Source organism: Paenibacillus faecalis (assembly GCF_900289175.1).
In the GTDB taxonomy this organism is placed as follows: domain Bacteria; phylum Bacillota; class Bacilli; order Paenibacillales; family Paenibacillaceae; genus Paenibacillus_AQ; species Paenibacillus_AQ faecalis.
In genome coordinates this window covers 4,078,739-4,100,270 of sequence record NZ_LT985747.1, presented here as the reverse complement: position 1 = coordinate 4,100,270, position 21,532 = coordinate 4,078,739, and the positions used below count along the sequence as shown (strand labels likewise).

Genomic DNA, 21,532 nt, shown 5'->3' with positions numbered 1-21,532 from the left:
GGAGGGATTCGTATGACACATCCGGCAAATCAAGCTTTTACCGACGGACCTACGCTGCATGACGGCGTCAACATGCCTTGGCTGGGTCTAGGTGTATACAAAACTCAGGAAGGCGAAGAAGTCATTCAATCCGTAAAATCGGCTGTTGCAGCCGGCTATCGCAGCATTGATACCGCGGCTATTTATCGCAATGAGGAAGGCGTGGGTAAAGCTATTCGCGAGTGCGGCGTATCGCGTGAAGAGCTGTTTATTACAACGAAGGTATGGAATGAAGACCAAGGGTATGAGTCAACGCTAAAGGCATTTGAAACGAGCCGGAAGAAGCTTGGTCTTGAGATCATCGATTTATACCTCATTCACTGGCCTGGTAAAGATAAGTATAAAGAAACATGGAAAGCGCTGATTCATCTGAAAAAGGAAGGGTTCGTACGCTCGATCGGTGTCAGCAACTTCCAAATTCATCATCTGCGCGATATCATTGAGGATTCTGGTGTGGTCCCGACCGTGAATCAGGTGGAACTGCACCCATTGAACACTCAGAAGGAACTGCTTCAATACGCTCGTGAAAACAATATTGTTCTGGAAGCGTGGAGTCCGCTGATGCAGGGACATCTGGATCAGCCCGTGATTGCCAGAATCGCTGAGAAATATGGAAAAACAGCAGCCCAAGTCATACTTCGCTGGGATCTTCAGAATGGCATTATCGTGATTCCAAAATCCGTGAAGGAGCACCGTATTCGTGAAAATGCCGGAATTTTCGATTTTGAGCTATCGGCTGAAGATATGGCGGCTATAGATGCTTTGAATGAAAACAAGCGTTTTGGTCCGAACCCGGATGAGTTCTTGTTTTAAGTGAGGTAAATTTAAAATATCAAAAAGGCAAGATCCCGGTATTCGCGAAAAGGATCTTGCCTTTTTCTTGTCAAGAGCTAATTACTGCCCACGGGCTTGCTTGGTAGTCTTTGGCTTCACTTCAACCCTTTCATTGCCCATGAAGAGAATGAACAGTAACGCTAGTACCGCTGGCACGAGCGCCCACATAAATGCCTGGGCTATCGATTCAGCCAGCGATGAAATGGCATGCTCACGTACAGCTGGGGGCATTTGGTCCATCATGTCCGGTGAGAAAGTGGAATCCGCATCAAACGATACACCTTCCGGTGCACTGCTACCAGCCATTCCGGCTGCGAGTCTATCTGTGAACACATTGCGCTGAATGATGCCAAAGATCGTAATGCCGACGGTCATTCCTAGTGAACGAAGGAAGGAATTCGTTGACGTTGCTGCGCCTCTTTGGCGAATATCGAAGTTATGAATGGAAGCCATGCTGAGCACAGAGAAGGAGAAACCGACTCCAACACCCGTCAGGATCATGTATAGGGTAAGCATCGTTCTTGGCGTCTCCGGTGATATCGTGCTTAAGCTGAAAATTCCGCCAATAAAGCAGATGACAGAGAAAATCATAATATTGCGGAATGACGTTTTGGTTGTCAAAAGTCCGCCGATTTGGCTCCCGAATACACTGCCGATCATCATCGGCATGAGGATCATGCCGGAATTTGTTGCGGTTCCTCCATAAACTCCAGACACAAAGATCGGGATATACACGGTAGCAACGATGAACGCTGCGCCATAACATAACGCTACTGCGTTGCTGGATGCGAACAATCTTTTGCGGAACATTTTAAATGAGATAATCGGCTCTGCCGCTTTAAACTCGGCGATAAGAAAGATAATGAACAGAACCAGAAATCCGGCGAAAAGACTAATGATCTGAGGTGAATCCCATGCGTAGGTTTTCCCGCCCAGCTCCAGCCCGAACATTAAACAGATAACGGCACCGACGAGAGTGGCAGCACCGATCCAGTCTATTTTTTGCTTCACATGGGAGAGTGTCTCCTTATAGGCGATCAAGATGAAGATAAGGGACACGATGCCGATCGGCAGATTAACATAGAATATCCATTCCCAGCCGATATTATCGGTAATAAACGCACCGAGCAGCGGGCCCATAATGCTGGAAGTCCCGAATACCGCTCCGAGCAAGCCGGTCATTTTGCCTCGTTTCTCCGGTGGGAACAAATCGAATACGATGGTAAACGCGATGGGCATGAGCGCGCCGCCGCCGATCCCCTGAATGGCCCGAAAAATGATAAGCTGCAGCATGGTATCGGCCATACCGCACAGTATGGAACCAGCCAGAAAAACGACCAGCCCGAAAATATAAAACCGCTTGCGGCCGTACATGTCGGAAAGCTTGCCAAAGATGGGCGTACCCGCCATAACGGCAACCATATATGCCGAGGTTACCCACACGATCTGATCGAAACCGCCAAGGTCTTTAACAATCGTGTACATGGCTGTAGCGACGATGGTATTATCCATCGATGACATGAGAATGCCGAGCAGCAGTCCGGCTACCACGAGCTTGATGTTGCTTTTTTGAGCATTCATGAAATGGTGGCTCCTTTACTATGTATATATTTGTTTATGAACAGTGGTTCTATTTTAGCCGCAATGGACGGTGAATAGCAAGAATAAATGAAATGTGATTGAATACACATTATGTTGAATGGCGTGGTGAAATATTCGTCACGAGCGAAAGCTTTATGAGCGTACTCTCCATGACACCAACTATATACAAAAACACAAAAAGCCAGCTATTTATATGCGAAAGGCACATAAATAACTGGCTTGGTGTTGAACTTAGCAGATTTACCGTTTCATCGTTTGCTCTATCGAAACGGTGGCCTCCTTCATTCCTATTTTCATGAGAGAGCCGCATAGTGGGCATTTCTTGCTGTTTTTCGCTTCGGAAGAACTGTATTTTATGCGCTGCCAGCCTTTGCAGCCTGTCCCGGTGCATAGCCATGCGCGTACGGACTCGGTACGGACGGGGGCTGGTCGTTGTTCCTTTTTGGTGGAAGGGCTGGATTGAACCGTTGCATGAAGCTTTTCCGTCTCGGCACGGCTCTTCGGCCGATGGCTACCGGATCGGCGGGACGAACGGTCTTGAGTAGCTCCCTTGTAAGAACTTCCAGAACGAGCGCTGTACGCGGGAACTTCTGTGGTTCTTTGCCTCCAATGACTTTGGGGGCGAGAGTTTCCATCGGAAGGCTGTTTAGCATCCGTATCTGGGCTAGAGGTTTGGAACACGCTTTGCAGGAAGCGCGACACTTCTACCTTACGGCCGCGGTAATAAGCCGGAGAGCTGATAATCAGCTCATCTTTGGCACGGGTAACGGCAACATATGCGAGTCTACGTTCCTCTTCCAGCGCATGAATCCCTTTTTCCTGCTTGGAGGCAAGCGGATGGGTATCATCCATATGCTCGGCTTCCAAAGCGGACGTATGCGGCAATATGCCCTCGGAGGCTCCGATCAGGCAGACGGACGGGAATTCGAGTCCTTTTGCTTTATGAATCGTCATCAGTTTCACGGCGTCCGCTGCGTCATCTTTTTTCATCGCAGCCATTTCACGATGAACCTCAATCAGGCGATCTACAAAATCGATGAAAGAGGGTACATCTTTAAACCGTTTGGCTGAGGCTTCTAACTCGTCGAGTCCTTCTTGAATGAATTCTTTGTGCATCGTCAGATCGTGCGCATTGTCGGCTTCCAGAAACTTGTCATAGAAACGAAGCCGGATTTCGCGGATTGCATCTGCCGGCTCCAGCGCTTTCAGTGATTTAATCAGTTTGGACCGCTCCCGGATTTGTTCGATTTGAAAATCTTTCAGTCCAGGATAGGAGAGCAGATGGGCGATCGGTCCTTTCTTGGGCCGGGGGGCATCCTTCTCCCGGATAAAGGCCATGCCCTTGTCCCGATTAATATACAATGTATTCAAAATGCCCTCGATAGCTTTGAAATTCCGTCGGTCAAGTGAAAGGCGAAGGTGGTCCATAACCGGTTTGACCATCCACTGCTCATAGAACAGATCTCCCTGCTCATAATGAATAAAGGGTACTTGCTTCATAACAAGCTGCTCAAACATCGCCCGGCTGTTGTTGAACGTACGGTAAAGAATCGCATAATCGCTGAAGCATTTTCGGCCTTCGTTTACCTCTGCCAACATGTGCTTCAACAGCAGTTCGGCTTCCTCATCAGGATCACCCGGCCGCAAATACAGCGGGACGTTTCCGCTCTTGCGGGTAGCTTGAAGTTTTTTGATCCGTCTGCGTTTGTTCTCGCGTATGATCTCGTTGCCCAAGCCAACGATGCTGGAGAGGGAGCGATAATTGATGTCCAGCGTTACGATCTTGGCGCCGGGAAAGGTTTTATCGAATTCCAGAATAAATTCATTCCGGGCTCCGTTGAAACTGTAGATCGTCTGGTCATCGTCTCCGACAACCATCAGGTTGGCGTGAGGCTTAACGATCATTTTCAGCAGTTCATACGGGAGAAGGCCGGTATCCTGGAACTCGTCCACCATCACATAACGGTAGCGACGCTGCAGGGACGTAAGCAGCCTGTTGTCTTGTGTCAACAAACGGCAGGATAATACAAGAATATCGTCAAAATCCATCTGGCCGTTCTCTTCCTTCCACGCTTCATAACGGGCAAAAATCTGTCTCTGCTCAATTTCTGCCGGCGTACGAACCGGAAGCTCATCAAGACCGATCATGTTCATACGGTATGCGGACCATAGTGAAAGAAGTGTCTCTGCTTCATAGCTGTCTTGAAGTCCCATTTCCCGCAAAATTCGTTTGACTATAAACTGCTGATGTCTGGAATTGCTCAGAATCTCCTGACGGAACCCGCGTGTCCGAAGTAAATACAGGAAAAAAGAGTGAAACGTTCTGGCTGTAACTTTTGCACTTTCTTTAGGAGAAATGCCCGGAAGGTTTATAATCCGTTCTTTCATCTCTGCTGCTGCCTTGGAAGAAAAGGTGACGAGCAGGATGGAAGAGGGATCGACATTACCGACAGCCATTAAATATCCTGCACGACTGACAAGGACAGAGGTTTTGCCAGAACCCGCCCCCGCCAAAGTCAGAAGAGGACCGTTCATATGGCGAACCGCTTCGATTTGAGCGCGATTCAGGTATAATCCTTGCGATTCCAAACCGCGGAAAAAAGCCGCATCTGCGGCTTGGTCGCTTACCAGATCCCCGCTGCTTTTGGAAGAAGCGAGGTTAGCGAACGGAAGATCTTTACGATCACTTCCGAAAGGACGTTTATAAAAAGGTATGGATGTCATTTTACTCACCAATCGTTCATTAAAATCGTCATGTCTATCCAGTGTACCGCAATTGCTGATCTCGTGGCAAAGAAAATGCCGCAAACCTAACCATGGAACTTGTGTTTATAGTATAAAAGAGTAAATAGGAATATGGGAACGGGAAAATAAGGAGGTAGGCTATGATCGGAGTTGTCATTGTTTTGCAGCTTATCATTATATTTTTACTCTTGCATATCAATAGTAAAATCCCTACGCGAACCCCTAGGGATTGGGCTGAAGAGGCGCTTGAAAGGGACCGAAAGGCGAAGGAGGCACGAGAGGCAAAAGAGGGCAAGGGAAAGTTCGACGTGTCAGATATCTCTTAAGCATGTGTTGTACTGCTGGAATTGAGCGATATAAAGATAGTCATAAACTCAGGGAGCTTTCAGCGTTGTGGAAGCTCCCTAAGCTTAAGCATCGCTATTTTTCCTCCCAATCCACCCGATGTCAGTCAATGATCAAACACATTGATTCCAAACGCTATGCGGTATCTACGGCTTCATGTGCTTGCTTTACATATTATGAATGACGCGATGACCCTCTGTGTAGCCTTGATCTATGGGCATAGATAACCGCTTTATTTGCCAGAAAGGCCGTATACAGAAGCAGGAACACACCGTACGGAAACCCTGTTCCGTCCAGGCTCGGAACGAGCCAGTCAGCAGCTATGAAATATAGCAGCGTCAACAGAGCAGGGAGTTGCCTTTTTAGCCGATATTTCCAGACGGACCAGGCCAGTCCAACAACGCCGGCATACAGTAGCATGAGCCGCACGAAATCCAGTGCAGATTGAACAACTTTCCGGGCCTCTTCATTTCCGAACCGCCCCGCATATTTAGTGGACAATCCTCCGAATACACTGCGGTACAGGTGAATTAGCGGATTGCCTTCGATGAAGCGTGCATCCACCCACAGCGGCGCGATATTCCATGGTCCCGGAAGGTACATCAACTTCTCAAAGACCGGTAGGCTGAGCCACCAGGGCGACATGACCAGAAAATATCCAAACGTTATCAGCAAGGTTCCGCTGATGACCGTTCGCCATGGACTGCGGTACTTCCACCAGAGGATGACAAAGAGAACCGGATACAGCAGCGCTTGCAGGTTGAAGCAGGCGACCAGGGCTGTAAGCACGCCTGCGGCGATATACCAGCCTGCCTGCCTGTATTCGAGCGCTCCGATTACGGCGCATACGAGCAGCAGCATGAGCATCTGCATCGTCGTATCCGGCAGTATAAGGCGAACAACGCCGTAGGCTGGCCAATAAAGAGCATAGATAAGACTGGCTAATAATGCAGTTGGCGTATTAAACATATATCGGGATAGAACGAAGACCAGATATACCGACAAAGCATGGAAAAGGGCCTGGATAAAGCGGTAGGCGGCAAACGCATACCCTTCATCGCCTAATAGCTTGGTTAGTCCGGCGATCATAAGCGGCACACCCGGCATAACGACAGAGGAGTCTTCCCCGCGATCAGCATGGCTGATCATGGCCGCGCTTTGGATGTACTTTTGCTCCATTTGAGTAATGGCGCCCTGCGGTCCGTTCTTCCCGCCTGCAATAATCAAGAGACACGACATCAGAAACACGCCGGCAATAATGAAAAGCAGCAGTTTTCGATTTAAACGACTCAAGGACCAGATTGAAAACAATTTGTCCACTCCACTCTAAGTGCATAATGTTATCTCCTCTAATATTAAATAAAACCAAAACAAATAAAAAGACTCCGTCAGAAAACGGAGTCATCGGCAGCGGCAGCAAATCTGCTAAAAATCGTTACTGTACTTGTTTTCAGTTGAAGAGCGATGCTTTGATGTACCGTCCCGCAGCTTCTCCTCCTGTTTCTCCAGGTTCAAATCTTCCATAGGGATTGGATCGACGTTTTGTTCACTTTCGAATCGGTCGAACAAGCTTTCCTGTTCGGTAGGGATCTGTTCGGGATGATCCGTATGACCCGGCCCGTTATCGAGCGGGAGGTCTTTTTTCTTATCAGCCAATGATCTCACCTCATTTTCGCTTGATATTCTCTTTATACCTAATTTGGCCAAATATCAAACATAGGGAAACAAGAGGGGGTATCATGTAAACTCAGCAGCAGGCTGATGCTGCTCCAGCATACGCTTGTTTAAATAGCCGATAAACAGCTCTACCAGCTCGGGATCGAACTGGCTTCCAGAACATCTCTTCAATTCGGCAATGCCTTCTTCAAAAGTTTTGGTTTTCTGATAAGGCCGTTCTGTCGTCATAGCGTCAAAAGAATCGATAATCGTGAGCATACGGCATAATTTTGGAATTTGAGTGCCTTTAAATCCGTAAGGATAGCCGTCGCCATCATATCGTTCATGATGCAGCTCGACATACGGTACAAGATCTTTAAATTTGTCATTGGTTTCGGCGATTCGCTTTCCCCAGATGACGTGACGTTTTACCATTTCCCATTCATAAGAGGTGAGCTGTTCCTTTTTATTTAATAACTCCCAAGGAATTTCCAGTTTTCCGATATCGTGAATGAGTGCGCCAAGCGTAAATTGACGTTTTTCAATACAGTCCAGACCAAGAACTTCGCTCATATCCATGGCATAACGGAAAACACGTTTGGCATGTTTGAAGGTGTTTACATCTTTATAAAGAAACAACCTCAGCTGCTGTTCAATATCGCGTACATCTTCTGCGAAATCAATTTCGTGAACCTGGGCAGAACCGCTACCGTATACATGGACGCTGTTTTTACCTTGCTTTTTGGCGTAATAAAGAGCCTGGTCTGCCAAGTCTATCAACTGTGCTTTATCATGAATATCGTCCCGATGGCTGGCGATTCCCGCAGAGAAAGAAAGACAGCCGGATGGAAAAATTTCAGCCCCATCAAAATAAGTGTCGTTCAGTTTTTTACGAAGCCGATTTATAAAAATCAAGGCTTTGTTCTCATCATAACCAGGCATTAGAATCGTAAATTCTTCACCGCCAAAACGGGAGACGATCATCTCCGTCGGCTTACATTCATTTTTCAGAAAATGGCCCAAAAATGCGAGCAGCATATCTCCTTTCAGGTGACCGAACTGATCATTGTATTTCTTGAAATCATCTATATCCATCATCGCAAGGGACAGTGAAGTTCCTGCTGATTTCGATTTGTTGAATTCCGTATCCAGCAAGCTCTCGAAATAACTGTGATTAAACAATCCGGTGCGCTCATCCATAATCACTTTTTCCTGAATTTCGTTGTACATCGTAAACAGCTGCTTAAATGAGTAAGAGAGCATCGCACTGAGCGCAATAAACAGTGCAAGGCCAAATATGCCATTGCTAAATATGAGAATGGACAAGGCAAGAGATAGAATCAGTGTACTGAGATAGACAACGATAATATCTTTGAAAAATATTTTCAACGCTTCCCAAAGGGTGCTTTTCATCAGAATGACGTAATAGAAACCGATCAATAATACGTTGATAGAAAAATAAACAGACAGAGCTGCTACATAGGAGAGGATGTTTTCATTTTGGATAGGTCCAGTTTCACCACCTGTTACAGAGAAGACGATGGATGAGCCAGTAATCATCAAGACGTACATTGAAAAGTTAACTAACTTCTTCAAAAAAGGAGTTTTGCGGTTATATAATGAAAGGATGAAGAAGTTTAAAAGACAGACAGACAAGGCGTAAGGAGCGCTGTAGATGAAGACACAAGCCAAATAGACCGATGAATCCATAGATTGTCCATTTCCTTGTGGAGGAAGCCGGAAGGTGAAGTAATCTAAAATGAGTGTCGCACCGACCAGAGCGTATAACCAAGTCCAATCATTCAGGGAATAGTGAAAGAAGTCCGCCTGATTGACGGAAATAAAAACGGCGATTCCAATGACAGATATGATGAAAAAGTACCACTGGCCTGCATTCAACTGTTTGGTACGAGCCCGTTTCAATATGGACATACTTATTATCTCCTTGGCTAAACAATGATGGTGTCCGGTGTACATAAAAGAACCGGCTATCAATAGCCAGTTCTTTTAAATAACCTTTAAACGAATTTGAAGCCGGATGTCAGTGCTACGAGAACGGATACTACGATAACAGTGTTGAAAACAATACGGGAATATTTAACTTGATCTGTTTTTTTCATATCGTTCCCTCCTTTCAAATTGTTCTGATGTATTTAGACATTTTGCGGTTCTATATGGTCAGAAGGTTTTGTCTGCTCACCATCCGAATCAGAGGTATTCTTGTGGCCGCTCATCAAATGTACGATATATATGAAAATACCTATATTCATCACAATGTCACCGATGCTGATCGCTTGTGTTCTCGGATAAGGGGCAGATAACGGAATGATATCGCCAAGAAAAGGCAGAAGAGTTGAATCATCAAGCAAGAAATGCTTGGTTATGACGGTTCCGTTTGTAAGCATATCCACATAGTAGGGATCAAGTACGGAAGCTGCCTCAAGTGATACCGGCATTCTGCCGCCGTTGACGGCCATGACCAGAAAATTGAGAAACACACCTGCCAGAATGCTTCCAAAGCCTTTCTGATCGCGGTTCATCCACAGAAACAACAGGCCGACGATATAAATGATCATAAAAATGTAACCGCTTGCGAACGCCACGAATTCGGAACTTTCCTGAAACCTAAAAATAATCAATTGGATGATCAGCAGGATTGGGAAGATCCAGCCGCCCTTTAACCGAATTTTGCTAAACTGAAGCAAGCCGTGACGCAGGCCTCCCCGAAACAGTCCGACAATCAGACCAAGGATTATACCGTCAAAAACCATAATCGGTTCCTTCTTTCCTGGTTCATGAGATTACTTTTATTTGTATATTCGACATATAAATGGGAATTCCTCTTTTTGTTGTTTAAAATAGACAAAAAGGATATCTCTTTTTGTTGAACTACCCCCACTTAACGCTCTTACGAGCTGTTTGAAGTGGGTGATTCCTAAGAACACCAGCGTAACCGCCAGTTATTGATTAGGCTATCCCCGTAGTTCCTACGGTTAGAAGCCTTATAGCTTCGTTTTTTAGATTTTGTCCTGCGTTCATATCTCTATCGTGATGCGTGCCACAAGAAGGGCAATCCCACTCACGAAGGTTGAGATTCTTAACGTCTTTATTTTGGTAGCCACAGCACGAGCAAAGTTGACTGGAAGCAAATGTTTTGGATACAGCAACTACTTGTTTGCCATACCATTTTGCTTTGTACTCAAGTATGGTTCTAAATTGCGACCATGATGCTTCACTGATTGCTTTTGCTAACTTGTGGTTTTTTAGCATTTTTGACACTTGCAAATCTTCGATACCGATTACATCGTGGTTTTTGATGATTTCTGTAGTGATTTTTTGCAAATAGTCTGTTCTTGCATTAGCTATTTTTTCGTGAATACGCGCTACTTTACGTTTTTGCTTTTGATAGTTCTTTGCTTCATCTAGTTTACATTTTCGTTTTAATGCTAATTCCTGTCGTCTAGACAGAATACGTTGTTCTTTTACTCGTTTTTCTTCTAATGTGCGAAACCATTTAGGGTTGCCAAATATTTGCCCTGTCGAAAGAATCGCAATATCTTTAAGACCAACGTCAATACCGACAGAAGAACCTGTTTTTTCGAATGGTTGCACTTCTGTTTCAGCAAGAATGGATACAAAGTATTTACCACTTGGATTTCGTCTGATTGTAGCGTTAAGAATACGACCTTCAACCTCACGACTTTTTGCAAATTTGACTAATCCAAGTTTGGGTAACTTGATTTTGTTTCCTACAATCGTCATATTGCCGTTCGTGTGCTTTGTTGTGTAGGTTTGTACTTTATTCTTTTTAGACTTGAATCGTGGTGCTTTATTCTGTTTCTTGAAAAACCGTGAATACGAATCGGCAAGGTTTTTAAGTGAGGATTGGATAGCAATGCTGTCGACTTCTTTCAACCATACTAATTCTTTTTTTAACTGCGTTAATTCGGCAGAACATGAATTGTAAGTTAATCCTTTGCCTGTTTCCTTATATGTATCGTTCCAACGTGCTAAAAAGTGATTAAATACGAAACGAGAACAGCCAATAGTCTTTGCGATTAAGATTTCTTGTTCTTTGTTTGGGTAGATACGGAATTTGTATGCTTTGTTGACCAACATTGCTTTTCACCTCACTTTAGTCCTTGATTTTCGATATACTTTTTAACTATGTTGATGGGAGAACCACCCGTAGTTAGTAGACAAAAACTTCTTGACCAAAACATTTCTTTCCATAATTTTTTTCTTGCTTGTGGAAAGTCTTTTTTAATCATTCGTGAACTTGCACTCTTGTAAGCATTAATGAATTTTGATAATTCAGTGTTTGGATGTGCTTTGAATAGAATGTGAATATGGTCAAAATCATGATTCCATTGAACTAATGATATGTTGTATTTCTTGCCTAATTTTATAAACATATCTTTTGCATAGTCAGACATTTCGTCGTCAAAGACTTTTCTACGGTATTTAACAACGAATACAAGGTGGTAGTACATCAAGAACACTGAATGGTTATTACTATGTAATTTCATGGATATAATCAGCCTTTTTTTGTATAAGACTGATTATATCATAGCGTAAAAAAGGGACAACTTTTAGCCTTACGCCTAACTGACATTCATCTCTCTCTTACTCATTGGGATACGCCCTACATATTCCTTGAAGTGGGAGTCTTCTGTCGGAAAACGATAAAATATAGATTATTATACCAGCACAATAGGGGCTGTACAGCATCATCTGACTTACAATAAATTTTTTGTGCAAATTTTCCTGGGGACTATAGTAAATGAATGTAGAACATTTAAAAAAGTTATGTGCAGACAAGGGCAATCCACTCGCTTTACATACTTTCGGGGGGTATAGTATAATGAGGCCATAATTGAGCAGGGAGGAATGACAAATGAAACAAGTTACTATAAATGTAGAAGGTATGTCTTGCAACCATTGTGTGAGTTCGATTGAAGGTGCCTTGAAGAACGCAGGGATGTCCGGTAAAGTGGATCTTGATTCCAAAACAGTGACTGTAGAATATGACGAAGCGAAAACAACGGTAGAACAAATCAAAGAAACGATTGAAGAACAAGGATACGATATCGTTTAGCTTTGGTTAACCCGTAACCGTCAGGCTGTATGGCAGCTTGGCGGTTTTTTTATGAGATTTAAGAGGCTTATTCTTGCAATGCGAGAACGTATGGTAACTTTTGTTTAACCATCTGTGGCGATCCGTTTACTTCGTTGATATACTGAAGCTGTGTTTGCATCGCATTTTTTCGTTGTTTGGTATAAACGATTCGGGAAGTGTTATTTATAGGGAGGTGATCGTATTCTTCCATCTATCCCGAATATCATCATCGCTTTCATCATGGGATTGTTGATCGACATCATTAGTCAAGCCGCTTCAAAGTGGTTCAGGCGATGGGCTGATTCAATCTTCATCGTTCTTTGTTTAGGTTCGGTGATCGGCTTTTTTTATCTATTTTCGTTATCGGAGATGTTCATCCTGTTGATTTTTGCTGTTCAGGGCTATTCCTTTCTGCCTTTCGATTCTATCAAGCGACAGGAGAGGCGTGAGCTTGAAGCGAATGTGAAGGCGTTGCAGGCCAAACCAATTCATCTTACGCGAAGATGGGGAAGAATAGCGTCTGACTTAGCGATTGCTGGTGTCGCTTCGATTGGAATGATACTGATCGTTTTATTGCCTGTGACTTCGTTCCTGCAATTTTTCGCTCTAGTCGGGCTCATTCAAGTGGCTAATAATATGATGAATCGAATGATACATTTCACCACTTTGCATGTTTACTATACCAAGGAGAGCGGCCATCTGTTCGTCATGACAGACACTTTATCACGCAAGATCCCGCTGAAAGATGTACAAGGGGTCATCAGGGAGAATAGGCCGGATCTGTTGAAACTGCATCCGCTTTTTTTGTTTTTTGGCAAAAATACGGATTATACGACGAACAATGGTGAGGTGCTCGCTCTTGCTCTTCCTGGCGAGACCCTCTACTTTACATTCGATGACAGCAGCACTCTGGCTAGCGAACTTATTGCGCATATGCCAGATAGTGCTAAGGTTGAGTCAAGAGAGGTACATCCACTGTTTCATCAGAGCAACTGGAAGCGGCTTTTGGCTAAGGGTTATTTTGCTGTTACCGTCAAAGGAATCTCCGCCTACAGCGCACTTTTCCTGCTCCTTCATTTCCTGAACGTTCCGGAATGGATGTCTGTCACCGCGATACTGCTCTGGTGGATCGTTAACGTTTACCTGACTGATCGGCTGATCGGCGTCATGCTGGACGTAAGGGAGATCAGCAAGGAAGACCTCGATCCTTCCATACGGAGCGTGTTGGAGCAAGCCGGGCTGCCTCGTACGAAGCTGTTCGTCACGGAAACACAAGTGAATAATGCATTCGCTACAGGCATGAACGTTGGGAGGGGAATGATTGTGCTCACATCGTCGGTCATGCGTTTTCCAATGCCGGTCGTTGCCGCCATCGTTGCGCATGAAGCAGTTCATGTCAAGAAACGCGATGTGCCGGTCGGGCAAATTTGGCGGCTTCTTCTGTTTGTTCTGCTCGTAACTGCGATTTTACTAACGGCCGATTGGTTCAAAACGATGGATATTCAGTCAACATGGATAACTTTTGGGGTGATCGTGCTTCTGCTGCTAGCTTTTGGTGTGCTGCAATCGATCGTTTATCAGATGATGGAAGTGCGTGCCGACGATATCGGTTCACGTTATGTTCCGCAAACGCGGCGGCAGATGGCCAAAGCGCTAAGACAGCTTGCACAAGCGGATTTGGACGATCATCGCAAAATGCTTTCCTACCGATTGTCAAACGGGGACAATATCGATGAAACAAGCGACATCAATGTAAAAGAACGGGAAGATAACTCTGTGACAAAGAGGGATTCGTGGTTTTGGCGATGGGTTGAGTTTCAGCTTTCCTCACATCCTCCGCTCTATTGGCGCGTATGGACTTTAGAGAACCGTGATCCAGGAAGTCTGACGGGTGCCTGGCGGTACTGGTGGAAAGATCGTTTCAGGGAATCGTTGCCGGATCGGAAAGAGCGGTAATCGCTATGGCAGAATCGTATAATATCATTATAATCAAGGAACTGGAGTGACGTTGCAAAGTGAACGAAACATTATCGTTATTAATGAATCATCGATCCATCCGTAAATTTTCGGACAAGGAGGTTACCAGGGAGCAGTTGGAACGGATCATCGCGGCGGGGCAGATGGCTTCCACCTCCAGCAACGTTCAGGCCTACAGTGTAATTGCGGTAACCGATTTCGAGCAGAAGCGGGCGTTGTCAGCTCTGTCGGGTAATCAATCTTATATTGAAAAATGTCCAGTTTTTCTCGTCTGGTGTGCAGATTTATATCGTTTGCAAAAAGTGAGTGAGGCGCATCTAGGTGATCAACCGGGCTATGCGGATTCGGTAGAAAATTTCATCGTGGCAACTGTAGATGCCGCGCTGGCTGCGCAAAATGCTGCAATCGCTGCGGAGTCCATGGGGCTCGGGATCGTATATATCGGCGGCGTGCGAAACCATATCGCGCAATTTTCCGAACGGCTGAATTTGCCCGAACAGGTATATCCGGTATTTGGCATGTGTATCGGTTATCCGGATCAGAATCCTGGGATTCGCCCTCGTCTGCCTTTGGAAGGGGTGCTTCACCATGGAGTCTATGACGCTTCGAAAACGGTGGAAGCTGTACAAGCTTACGATGACACATATACGGAATATATGCGAGCGCGAAGCGGTGGAAAGTCGGCCTCAGCCTGGTCGCAAGTTATGGCGAAGCGTCTATCGGAGCCGGTGAGGCTGCATATGATGGATTTTCTGCAAAGTAAAGGCTTGATGAAGCGTTAGATCAGAACACCGGACAGCATGTAGTTATACAAAAAAATGAGCAGCACGACAGCACATCAGTACGATGTGCTGTTTTTATTAAAATAATAAGATCACAGGAAGATACAATCGTTCTCTACTGTTTACATGGCATAAAAAAGGGGTGATCGATGTGAGTTTATTAGCTTTGCGATATTTCCTTGAAATCGCAAACACACTGAACATCAGTAAAGCTGCACGAAACCTGAATATTTCCCAGCCCGGACTTAGTCAGCAAATCGCAGCGCTGGAGAACCGTCTTGGTTTTCAGTTGCTGAGGAGGACAACGCGAAAAATTACCCTTACGGAAGAAGGCGAATATTTATTCCGCAAACTGCAGCCGTCATTTCAACATATTGAGTATGTATTGCGCTCGATACAAGAGAGCGGCACGATCCCTGAAGCAACGATCAAGATTACCGCTGTGCCGTCAGCAGCCAGCATATGGGTCCCCAAACTGCTGAAGCGGCTTAAAGCAACAACTCCCGATTTTCGATTCATTATCCAGGAGACGACCTCCATGCAAGCCATTCATCTCGTTGAGCGGATGGAAAGCGATATCGCCTTCATCAGAACACCTATTGATGCGAAACAAGCGATTCGCCCTCCGCTTGAGATGATCGAATTTACGAAGCATCCCTTAATGCTGGTCGTTGCAAGCGACCATCCCGCTGCCGGGCAAGCAGCAGTCGATCTGTATGAAATGCGGCACGAAATGTTTCTGCATTATGATGCGAACCATTCGCCGTCGCTGCATTCCTTGCTGAAACAAGCTTGTTTGGCAGCGGGGTTTGTTCCGAATACAACGGGAGTCGGCCCGGAGCTGCTGACGTTAGCCAATCTGATTGCAAGTGGTTTGGGCGTCACGCTCATGCCTAACGATATGGCCAGTTTACTCGTCACCTATCCGATTCGGGTGATTCCGCTGGCAAAACAGCGGCTCGACAGTTCGATTTCGGCAGTATGGAATACGGAAGGTTATCATCCGCTTCATGTGCGTCAGGCGCTGGCCGCGCTTCCATTGTTTGCGGCGGAATAATTTATAACTTGAGCTTATAAATTCATGAGTTTTTTATATTTCTCGTGTTGAAAAGGAGATGATAAAATGGCCAAAAAAAAGGAAGAGAAGGAGATGTAGAACATGAATGGAACAGGTGAAGAAACGAATGTGATTGTGTTTGGTTTGGGTCCGATTGGTTTACAAATATTGAAAAGTGCTTTGCTTATGGATGGCATGAATGTTATCGGAGCGATAGATATTGATCCTGCAAAAGTTAGCCGGGATATCGGCGAACTGACAGGCTTAGAGCGGAAAGGGGTTGCGGTCGTTCGTTCTGCACGGGACATCGTCCCTGTTCGCGGTCATACGATCGCCATTCATGCAACTGGCTCCCATTTGCCGGCTGTATGGCCGCAAATCAAGGAATTGATTGAGTGCGGCTGTTCCGTCGTCTCTACTTGCGAGCAGTTGGCTTATCCATGGCACCGCTACCCTGAACTGGCGAAGCAGATAGACGAATACGCACGCAAGCACAGCGCCGTCATTGTCGGTACAGGTGTAAATCCTGGTTACATCATGGATATGATGGCGCTGTTTTTGACTGCAACGACTACAACGATTTCACAAATTACTGTAACGCGCGCGGTCGATGTGCGCAAACGGCGTTTACCGCTGCAAAAGAAGGTGGGCATCGGCATGAGTCCGCAGCAATTTCACGAGCTAGCACAAGCGGATCGGATCGGCCATGTCGGACTCGAAGAATCGCTGCGGCTTATTGCCCATGGTTTGTGTCTGCAACTTGGCGATGTGGAGAACAGCATTGAGCCGGTCCTTGCGGAAGAATCGTTACAGCTGGATTGGTGCGACCTGCAGCCGGGGGATGTTATCGGTTTGTGGCAAACTTCAGCGGGAATGGCTGCAGAGGGCGTGCGAATCCGTCTCGATTTAACGATGGCACTTGATGCGAAGCAAGCGGATCGTATTGTTATCGTCACGGCGGATGATCAAGAACAGGTGGAGATGGTCGTGCCGAACGGAATATTCGGTGATACCGCAACGGCAGCTATGGCCATTAACACTGCAAAACTGCTTTCATCATCTGTGTCGTCGGGGCTGCTCACGATGGTGGACGTCGGATTATTACGAAATGTCTCTAAAAAAAGAATTTACAAATTACATATATAAAATTGATTTCCAAAATTAAAATATGCTATCATTTTGATATATTATTTTCCAATAATATTAGATTAATGGAGGTAAATGAATGGCAAAACGAAGATCTCTTTTATTCACGTTTGTATTGATTTTGGGGGCAGCCGTCATTGCTTCCGGCTGCAGTGGGGCCGGCAACGGTAAATCTCTAAGCGTTGTAACAGGGGGGACCGGAGGAACATATTATCCGCTTGGTGGCGGCATGGCTAAGCTCATCAGTGATAAGACAGAATACACGGCGACGGCGCAAATTTCCAATGCATCTGCGGAAAATATGAATCTCATCAACACGAAGAAAGCTGATATCGCTTTCACACAGACGGATATTGCAAGCTATGCGGTGGAAGGCCAGCAAATGTTCAAAGAACCTCTCACAAGCATTAAAGGCATTGCAACATTGTATCCGGAAACGGTGCAGATTGTAACTTTAAAAGAAAAAGGTATCAACACGGTTGAAGATCTAAAAGGCAAGGTTGTATCGATTGGTGCACCTGGAAGTGGAACGGAAGCGAGCGCATCTCAGATTTTAGAAATTCACGGCATGACTACAGAAGATATTAAAGCGCAGCATCTGTCATTTGACGAATCGACAGAGGGTATCCAGGATGGCACGATTGATGCCGCATTCGTAACGGCGGGGACACCGACCGGAGCTGTTGACAGCTTGCAGGCGGTTAAAGACGTCAGTATCGTCGGCATGAGCGAAGATAAAATCAAGGAAATGACCGAAAAATACCCGTTCTATGTCGAAGATACGATCAAGGCCGGAACGTATGGTTTGCAGGAGGATGTCAAGACGGTTGCCGTATTGGCGATGCTCGTTGCCCGGGCTGACCTGGATGAGGAGACCGTTTACGAAGCGACAAAAGCGATATTTGACAACGTGGGTGAAATCGGTCATGCCAAAGCTGAATTTATCAATGTTGAAAGCGCTTTAGACGGCATGGACATCGATATTCACCCGGGTGCGGATAAATATTTCAAGGAGAAAGGTTTGAAATAAAGCAATGACTGAAGCGTTGATCGCTTCAGTCTCGCTTATTTATCATGGCTAGAGCTTGCATACAAAGCCGGAAACGTCCAGGCGTTAGGCGAGCTGTCTACGTGGCTGCCGTTATCATATTGCTGTCGGTATGGTTTGTTCCGCTGGTCGATGTACTGGCGATCGAGCGGGAGGATTCGGGAAAGATTATCGCCTATGGCCGCTTGGAAGACGGGGAAACGTTTGAAATTCGCTTTATTCATTCCATTCACAAAACGCCCGTCATTGAGTCTTATCATCTACAAGATGGACAAATCGTACAGGACCGGATTGAATATTCCGAATTTGCCATCGGTATGCCGTCGAATGCAGAGCATGGGGAGACATTTTCGGTAGAAGACGGGTATTATTCGGTATCCGGCATGAACCGTGCTTTAGACCAATTAGACATCCGTATAGCCCAGCTATTTCCTGAGCATGGCTTGACCATTCGAAACCAGTATATTGCATTTTCCTCGGTAGCCAAGCCAAGCTCATGGATACGTCTTAATGCGAGAAAGATCAGTTTATGGCAGATGATGAAAGGGGCGAATCTCCTTGGCAGAAACTAATGTCGCAGATGAACAACTATCTGAAGAACAGACGGAGAAGCTGTTGGAACAGTACGATCCGGAAGCCGGTTATAGAAAATATAAGGGCAGGATGGCGTGGATTGTATCGATCGGTCTGCTGAGCTTTTCGATCTTTCAATTATATTCGTCATTTGTCATATTGCCCGCGCAAATTCAGCGATCGGTGCATTTGGCATTCGCGCTAGGTCTTATCTTTTTGTTGTTTCCAATTTCCAGAAAGAGAAAACTTAAGCGCCGGAGGTTTCAAATACCTTGGTATGACGCTTTGCTCGCGGCGGCAGGCATCTCGGTAGGGCTTTATTGGCCGATTAACTTTGAGGAGCTTGCTTCAAAAGCGGGGATATTGTCAACGCTTGATATTACGGTGGCAGCAGCAGCCGTCCTTCTCGTCTTGGAGGCGGCACGGAGAGTGGTCGGATTCCCGATTTCGCTCGTTGCATTGCTGTTTCTGGTGTATGCCTATTTCGGCCCATATATGCCGAGCTTCCTGAACCATCCAGGCATTGACTTGGAGCGGCTCCTTGGAACGATGTATTTCGGAACGGACGGTATTTTGGGAACACCGCTTAAAGTATCGTCAACGTTTATTTTTCTATTCTTGCTGTTCGGTGCATTTTTGGTAAAGACCGGTGTAGGCCAATATTTCAATGACTTTGCATTGACGATTGCCGGACGACGCATCGGAGGACCAGCGAAGGTCGCCATATTCTCAAGTGCCCTACAAGGCACGATAAGCGGCAGTGCCGTCTCCAATGTTGTGACATCCGGATCGTTTACGATTCCGATGATGAAACGGCTTGGATACAGTAAGGAATTCGCCGGAGCCGTCGAAGCTTCGTCATCGACGGGCGGCCAGTTGATGCCGCCGATCATGGGGGCGGCAGCGTTCCTGATGGTGGAATTCATCGGTGGCGGCACGACTTACTGGGATATTGTGAAGGCGGCTATCATCCCGGCGCTGCTTTATTTTTCGGGAATTTGGATCATGACCCACTTTGAAGCGAAGCGCATCGGTTTGCGGGGACTAACGAAAGAAGAAATGCCGGACCGCAAACGTATTTTAAAAAATCTGTATTTGTTGTTGCCGATTGTTGCGGTCGTTGCTTTGCTGACAACCGGTATGAGCGTAACGAGAGCAGCTCTGTGGTCCATTGCCGTTACGATTGTTGTCGGGATTATCCATAAGCTGTCCCAGAAAGAGAAGCTGCGTTTCATGGACCTGATTGACGCCCTGATTGATGGAGCACGGACAGCGCTTGGCGTGGCGGCGGCCACGGCAGCGGCGGGTATCATTGTCGGAGTAGTCACATTGACGGGCCTTGGCTTAAAGCTGGCGAATGGCCTGGTTGATATGGCTGGCGGCGTCCTGCTGTTGACACTGTTCTTTACAATGGTGGCCTCTCTTGTATTAGGTATGGGGTCGCCTACGACGGCTAACTACATTATTACATCAACGATAGCTGCTCCGGCCGTTATTATGCTCGGCGTACCGGATATCGCTGCGCATCTGTTTGTGTTTTATTTCGGCATTGTAGCAGATATAACACCTCCGGTGGCATTGGCGGCGTTTGCCGCCTCAGGGGTATCGGGCGGAGAGCCGATTAAGACCGGAATCCTCTCCGCAAAGCTGGCGATCGCGGCGTTCATCATTCCTTACATGTTTGTATTATCGCCGGCACTTATTCTGGTCGATACGACGTGGTATGAGGCTTCCTGGTACGTCATGACAGCTCTTGTCGGCATGATAGCAATCAGTACCGGTATTATCGGTCATTGGGTGCGCAAGAGCCATTGGGTTGAGCGGCTGCTAGCGATTGCCGCCGGTTTGATGCTTATTATTCCGGAAGGCTTTACAGACGTTATCGGTCTAGCACTGTTTGTCGTACTGCTGATCGCTCAGTATATGGGCGGCAAAGGTAAACGTCCGAACATTCAACAAAGCGTGTAATAGCCTAGCGTGATTCATTTGGAGGCAGTTGGTAAAAGTACTTGAATTCGAAAAAGGTCGAGTTAGGAGAAGTGAACTGCACCCCAATAGTAGTTAGTTGTGTCTAACTTTATGGGGTCACTTCATTCTCCCGTACTCGACCTTTTGGTTGTTTTATCATTGATATATCATGTCTAACACTATCTTAGCTGCGCAGTATAATGGCAAAAACGAAGGAAATAGCTAGCGAAATCAATGAAACGAAGTGACTGTTGGTTTCTCTGATAAATTTCCCTTCCATGAAAGCGCGGAATCCGAAAGCCAAGCAAGCTAATATAGCGATGTAGCTCAGCAGGTAGCTCATAGCAGTACCTGAATACAGCACAACAGTAAAGAGAACGACAATGATTAATGCAAAAAAGCCCATCACCAAAAGAAAAGTCGTAGTATATATTTTTTCTCGATCGCCTTTTATGATGAATCTCTTTAAAATGAACTCCACCAAAATGATAGCCAGAACATAGAGCAAAAATAATTCAATCCCTTGCATTCGAACCTCCTGATGTGTCTAAACTTCTGTCTTAACTGTACAACAGAATAAAAAAGAGTGTAAATGGATGAAAGAACAAAAGCAAGGGCTTTTCGAAGTTAAAGCCTTCAAA

Annotated in this window: 19 protein-coding genes; 10 read left to right on the top strand and 9 right to left on the bottom strand. The window is 45.9% G+C overall.

Annotated elements, in window-relative coordinates; all coding sequences use genetic code 11:
• Window positions 1-12 precede the first annotated feature (12 nt).
• Window positions 13-852 carry an aldo/keto reductase gene (locus C8268_RS19225; RefSeq protein ID WP_106769155.1) on the top strand — a complete coding sequence of 280 codons (840 nt, stop codon included), beginning with the start codon at window positions 13-15 and terminating at the stop codon, window positions 850-852.
• A gap of 81 nt (window positions 853-933) precedes the next feature.
• Here C8268_RS19225 and C8268_RS19220 read toward each other — a convergent pair whose 3' ends face one another.
• Window positions 934-2,454: an MDR family MFS transporter gene (locus tag C8268_RS19220; RefSeq protein ID WP_106769154.1), complete on the bottom strand. Its 1,521-nt coding sequence runs from the start codon at window positions 2,452-2,454 to the stop codon at window positions 934-936.
• A gap of 261 nt (window positions 2,455-2,715) precedes the next feature.
• Window positions 2,716-5,199, bottom strand: coding sequence for a UvrD-helicase domain-containing protein (locus tag C8268_RS19215; RefSeq protein WP_106769153.1), 2,484 nt, complete (start codon window positions 5,197-5,199; stop codon window positions 2,716-2,718).
• A 161-nt stretch (window positions 5,200-5,360) separates the two neighbouring features.
• Between C8268_RS19215 and C8268_RS19210 the strand changes: the two genes are divergently transcribed.
• On the top strand, window positions 5,361-5,546 hold the full coding sequence (locus C8268_RS19210) for a hypothetical protein (RefSeq protein WP_106769152.1): 186 nt from the start codon (window positions 5,361-5,363) through the stop codon (window positions 5,544-5,546).
• A gap of 193 nt (window positions 5,547-5,739) precedes the next feature.
• Here the strand turns inward: C8268_RS19210 and C8268_RS19205 are convergent, their stop codons facing one another.
• The 6 genes from C8268_RS19205 to tnpA all read right to left on the bottom strand — a co-directional run bounded on the left by C8268_RS19205 (window position 5,740) and on the right by tnpA (window position 11,750).
• Window positions 5,740-6,876, bottom strand: coding sequence for an ArnT family glycosyltransferase (locus tag C8268_RS19205; RefSeq protein WP_106769151.1), 1,137 nt, complete (start codon window positions 6,874-6,876; stop codon window positions 5,740-5,742).
• 114 nt (window positions 6,877-6,990) lie between these two features.
• Window positions 6,991-7,221 (bottom strand): hypothetical protein, encoded by a 231-nt coding sequence (locus tag C8268_RS19200; protein WP_106769150.1) that lies wholly within the window; start codon window positions 7,219-7,221, stop codon window positions 6,991-6,993.
• 81 nt (window positions 7,222-7,302) lie between these two features.
• Window positions 7,303-9,153 carry a bifunctional diguanylate cyclase/phosphohydrolase gene (locus C8268_RS19195; RefSeq protein WP_106769149.1) on the bottom strand — a complete coding sequence of 617 codons (1,851 nt, stop codon included), beginning with the start codon at window positions 9,151-9,153 and terminating at the stop codon, window positions 7,303-7,305.
• A gap of 221 nt (window positions 9,154-9,374) precedes the next feature.
• On the bottom strand, window positions 9,375-9,992 hold the full coding sequence (locus tag C8268_RS19190; RefSeq protein ID WP_106769148.1) for a DUF5317 domain-containing protein: 618 nt from the start codon (window positions 9,990-9,992) through the stop codon (window positions 9,375-9,377).
• A gap of 196 nt (window positions 9,993-10,188) precedes the next feature.
• On the bottom strand, window positions 10,189-11,340 hold the full coding sequence (tnpB, locus tag C8268_RS19185; protein ID WP_106769147.1) for an IS200/IS605 family element RNA-guided endonuclease TnpB: 1,152 nt from the start codon (window positions 11,338-11,340) through the stop codon (window positions 10,189-10,191).
• A gap of 11 nt (window positions 11,341-11,351) precedes the next feature.
• Complete coding sequence (gene tnpA / locus C8268_RS19180; RefSeq protein WP_106767840.1) at window positions 11,352-11,750, bottom strand: IS200/IS605 family transposase; 399 nt, start codon at window positions 11,748-11,750, stop codon at window positions 11,352-11,354.
• 368 nt (window positions 11,751-12,118) lie between these two features.
• Here tnpA and C8268_RS19175 point away from each other — a divergent pair, with 368 nt between their 5' ends.
• The 8 genes from C8268_RS19175 (at window position 12,119) to C8268_RS19140 (ending at window position 20,891) form a co-directional block, all read left to right on the top strand.
• Window positions 12,119-12,319 (top strand): copper ion binding protein, encoded by a 201-nt coding sequence (locus tag C8268_RS19175; RefSeq protein ID WP_106769146.1) that lies wholly within the window; start codon window positions 12,119-12,121, stop codon window positions 12,317-12,319.
• A 402-nt stretch (window positions 12,320-12,721) separates the two neighbouring features.
• Entirely contained in the window at window positions 12,722-14,296 is a 1,575-nt protein-coding gene (locus C8268_RS19170) for a M48 family metallopeptidase (RefSeq protein WP_158702784.1), read from the top strand.
• A gap of 59 nt (window positions 14,297-14,355) precedes the next feature.
• On the top strand, window positions 14,356-15,099 hold the full coding sequence (gene nfsA, locus C8268_RS19165; protein ID WP_106769144.1) for an oxygen-insensitive NADPH nitroreductase: 744 nt from the start codon (window positions 14,356-14,358) through the stop codon (window positions 15,097-15,099).
• A gap of 151 nt (window positions 15,100-15,250) precedes the next feature.
• A complete protein-coding gene (locus C8268_RS19160) occupies window positions 15,251-16,156 on the top strand; it encodes a LysR family transcriptional regulator (protein WP_158702783.1) in 906 nt (301 codons plus the stop codon).
• Between the two features lie 102 nt (window positions 16,157-16,258).
• On the top strand, window positions 16,259-17,302 hold the full coding sequence (locus C8268_RS19155; RefSeq protein ID WP_106769142.1) for a hypothetical protein: 1,044 nt from the start codon (window positions 16,259-16,261) through the stop codon (window positions 17,300-17,302).
• 79 nt (window positions 17,303-17,381) lie between these two features.
• Window positions 17,382-18,332, top strand: a complete 951-nt coding sequence (locus C8268_RS19150; protein ID WP_106769141.1) for a TAXI family TRAP transporter solute-binding subunit — start codon at window positions 17,382-17,384, stop codon at window positions 18,330-18,332.
• A 101-nt stretch (window positions 18,333-18,433) separates the two neighbouring features.
• The gene (locus tag C8268_RS19145; protein ID WP_158702782.1) at window positions 18,434-18,922 is read left to right on the top strand and encodes a DUF1850 domain-containing protein; all 489 of its coding nucleotides are present in this window, start codon (window positions 18,434-18,436) and stop codon (window positions 18,920-18,922) included.
• Window positions 18,909-20,891, top strand: a complete 1,983-nt coding sequence (locus C8268_RS19140) for a TRAP transporter permease (protein WP_234032902.1) — start codon at window positions 18,909-18,911, stop codon at window positions 20,889-20,891. The genes C8268_RS19145 and C8268_RS19140 overlap by 14 nt, the downstream gene beginning before the upstream one ends.
• 184 nt (window positions 20,892-21,075) lie before the next feature.
• On the opposite strand, the gene C8268_RS19135 is transcribed toward C8268_RS19140, so the two are convergent.
• Window positions 21,076-21,420, bottom strand: a complete 345-nt coding sequence (locus C8268_RS19135; protein WP_106769139.1) for a DUF4181 domain-containing protein — start codon at window positions 21,418-21,420, stop codon at window positions 21,076-21,078.
• Window positions 21,421-21,532 lie beyond the last annotated feature (112 nt).

What these genes read in the sequence shown, in the direction of transcription:
- C8268_RS19225 (WP_106769155.1), top strand. Translation starts at nt 13, where the DNA reads ATGACACATCCGGCAAATCAAGCTTTTACCGACGGACCTACGCTGCAT.
- C8268_RS19220 (WP_106769154.1), bottom strand. Translation starts at nt 2,454, where the DNA reads ATGAATGCTCAAAAAAGCAACATCAAGCTCGTGGTAGCCGGACTGCTG.
- C8268_RS19215 (WP_106769153.1), bottom strand. Translation starts at nt 5,199, where the DNA reads ATGACATCCATACCTTTTTATAAACGTCCTTTCGGAAGTGATCGTAAA.
- C8268_RS19210 (WP_106769152.1), top strand. Translation starts at nt 5,361, where the DNA reads ATGATCGGAGTTGTCATTGTTTTGCAGCTTATCATTATATTTTTACTC.
- C8268_RS19195 (WP_106769149.1), bottom strand. Translation starts at nt 9,153, where the DNA reads ATGTCCATATTGAAACGGGCTCGTACCAAACAGTTGAATGCAGGCCAG.
- C8268_RS19190 (WP_106769148.1), bottom strand. Translation starts at nt 9,992, where the DNA reads ATGGTTTTTGACGGTATAATCCTTGGTCTGATTGTCGGACTGTTTCGG.
- tnpB (WP_106769147.1), bottom strand. Translation starts at nt 11,340, where the DNA reads ATGTTGGTCAACAAAGCATACAAATTCCGTATCTACCCAAACAAAGAA.
- tnpA (WP_106767840.1), bottom strand. Translation starts at nt 11,750, where the DNA reads ATGAAATTACATAGTAATAACCATTCAGTGTTCTTGATGTACTACCAC.
- C8268_RS19175 (WP_106769146.1), top strand. Translation starts at nt 12,119, where the DNA reads ATGAAACAAGTTACTATAAATGTAGAAGGTATGTCTTGCAACCATTGT.
- C8268_RS19155 (WP_106769142.1), top strand. Translation starts at nt 16,259, where the DNA reads ATGAATGGAACAGGTGAAGAAACGAATGTGATTGTGTTTGGTTTGGGT.
- C8268_RS19150 (WP_106769141.1), top strand. Translation starts at nt 17,382, where the DNA reads ATGGCAAAACGAAGATCTCTTTTATTCACGTTTGTATTGATTTTGGGG.
- C8268_RS19135 (WP_106769139.1), bottom strand. Translation starts at nt 21,420, where the DNA reads ATGCAAGGGATTGAATTATTTTTGCTCTATGTTCTGGCTATCATTTTG.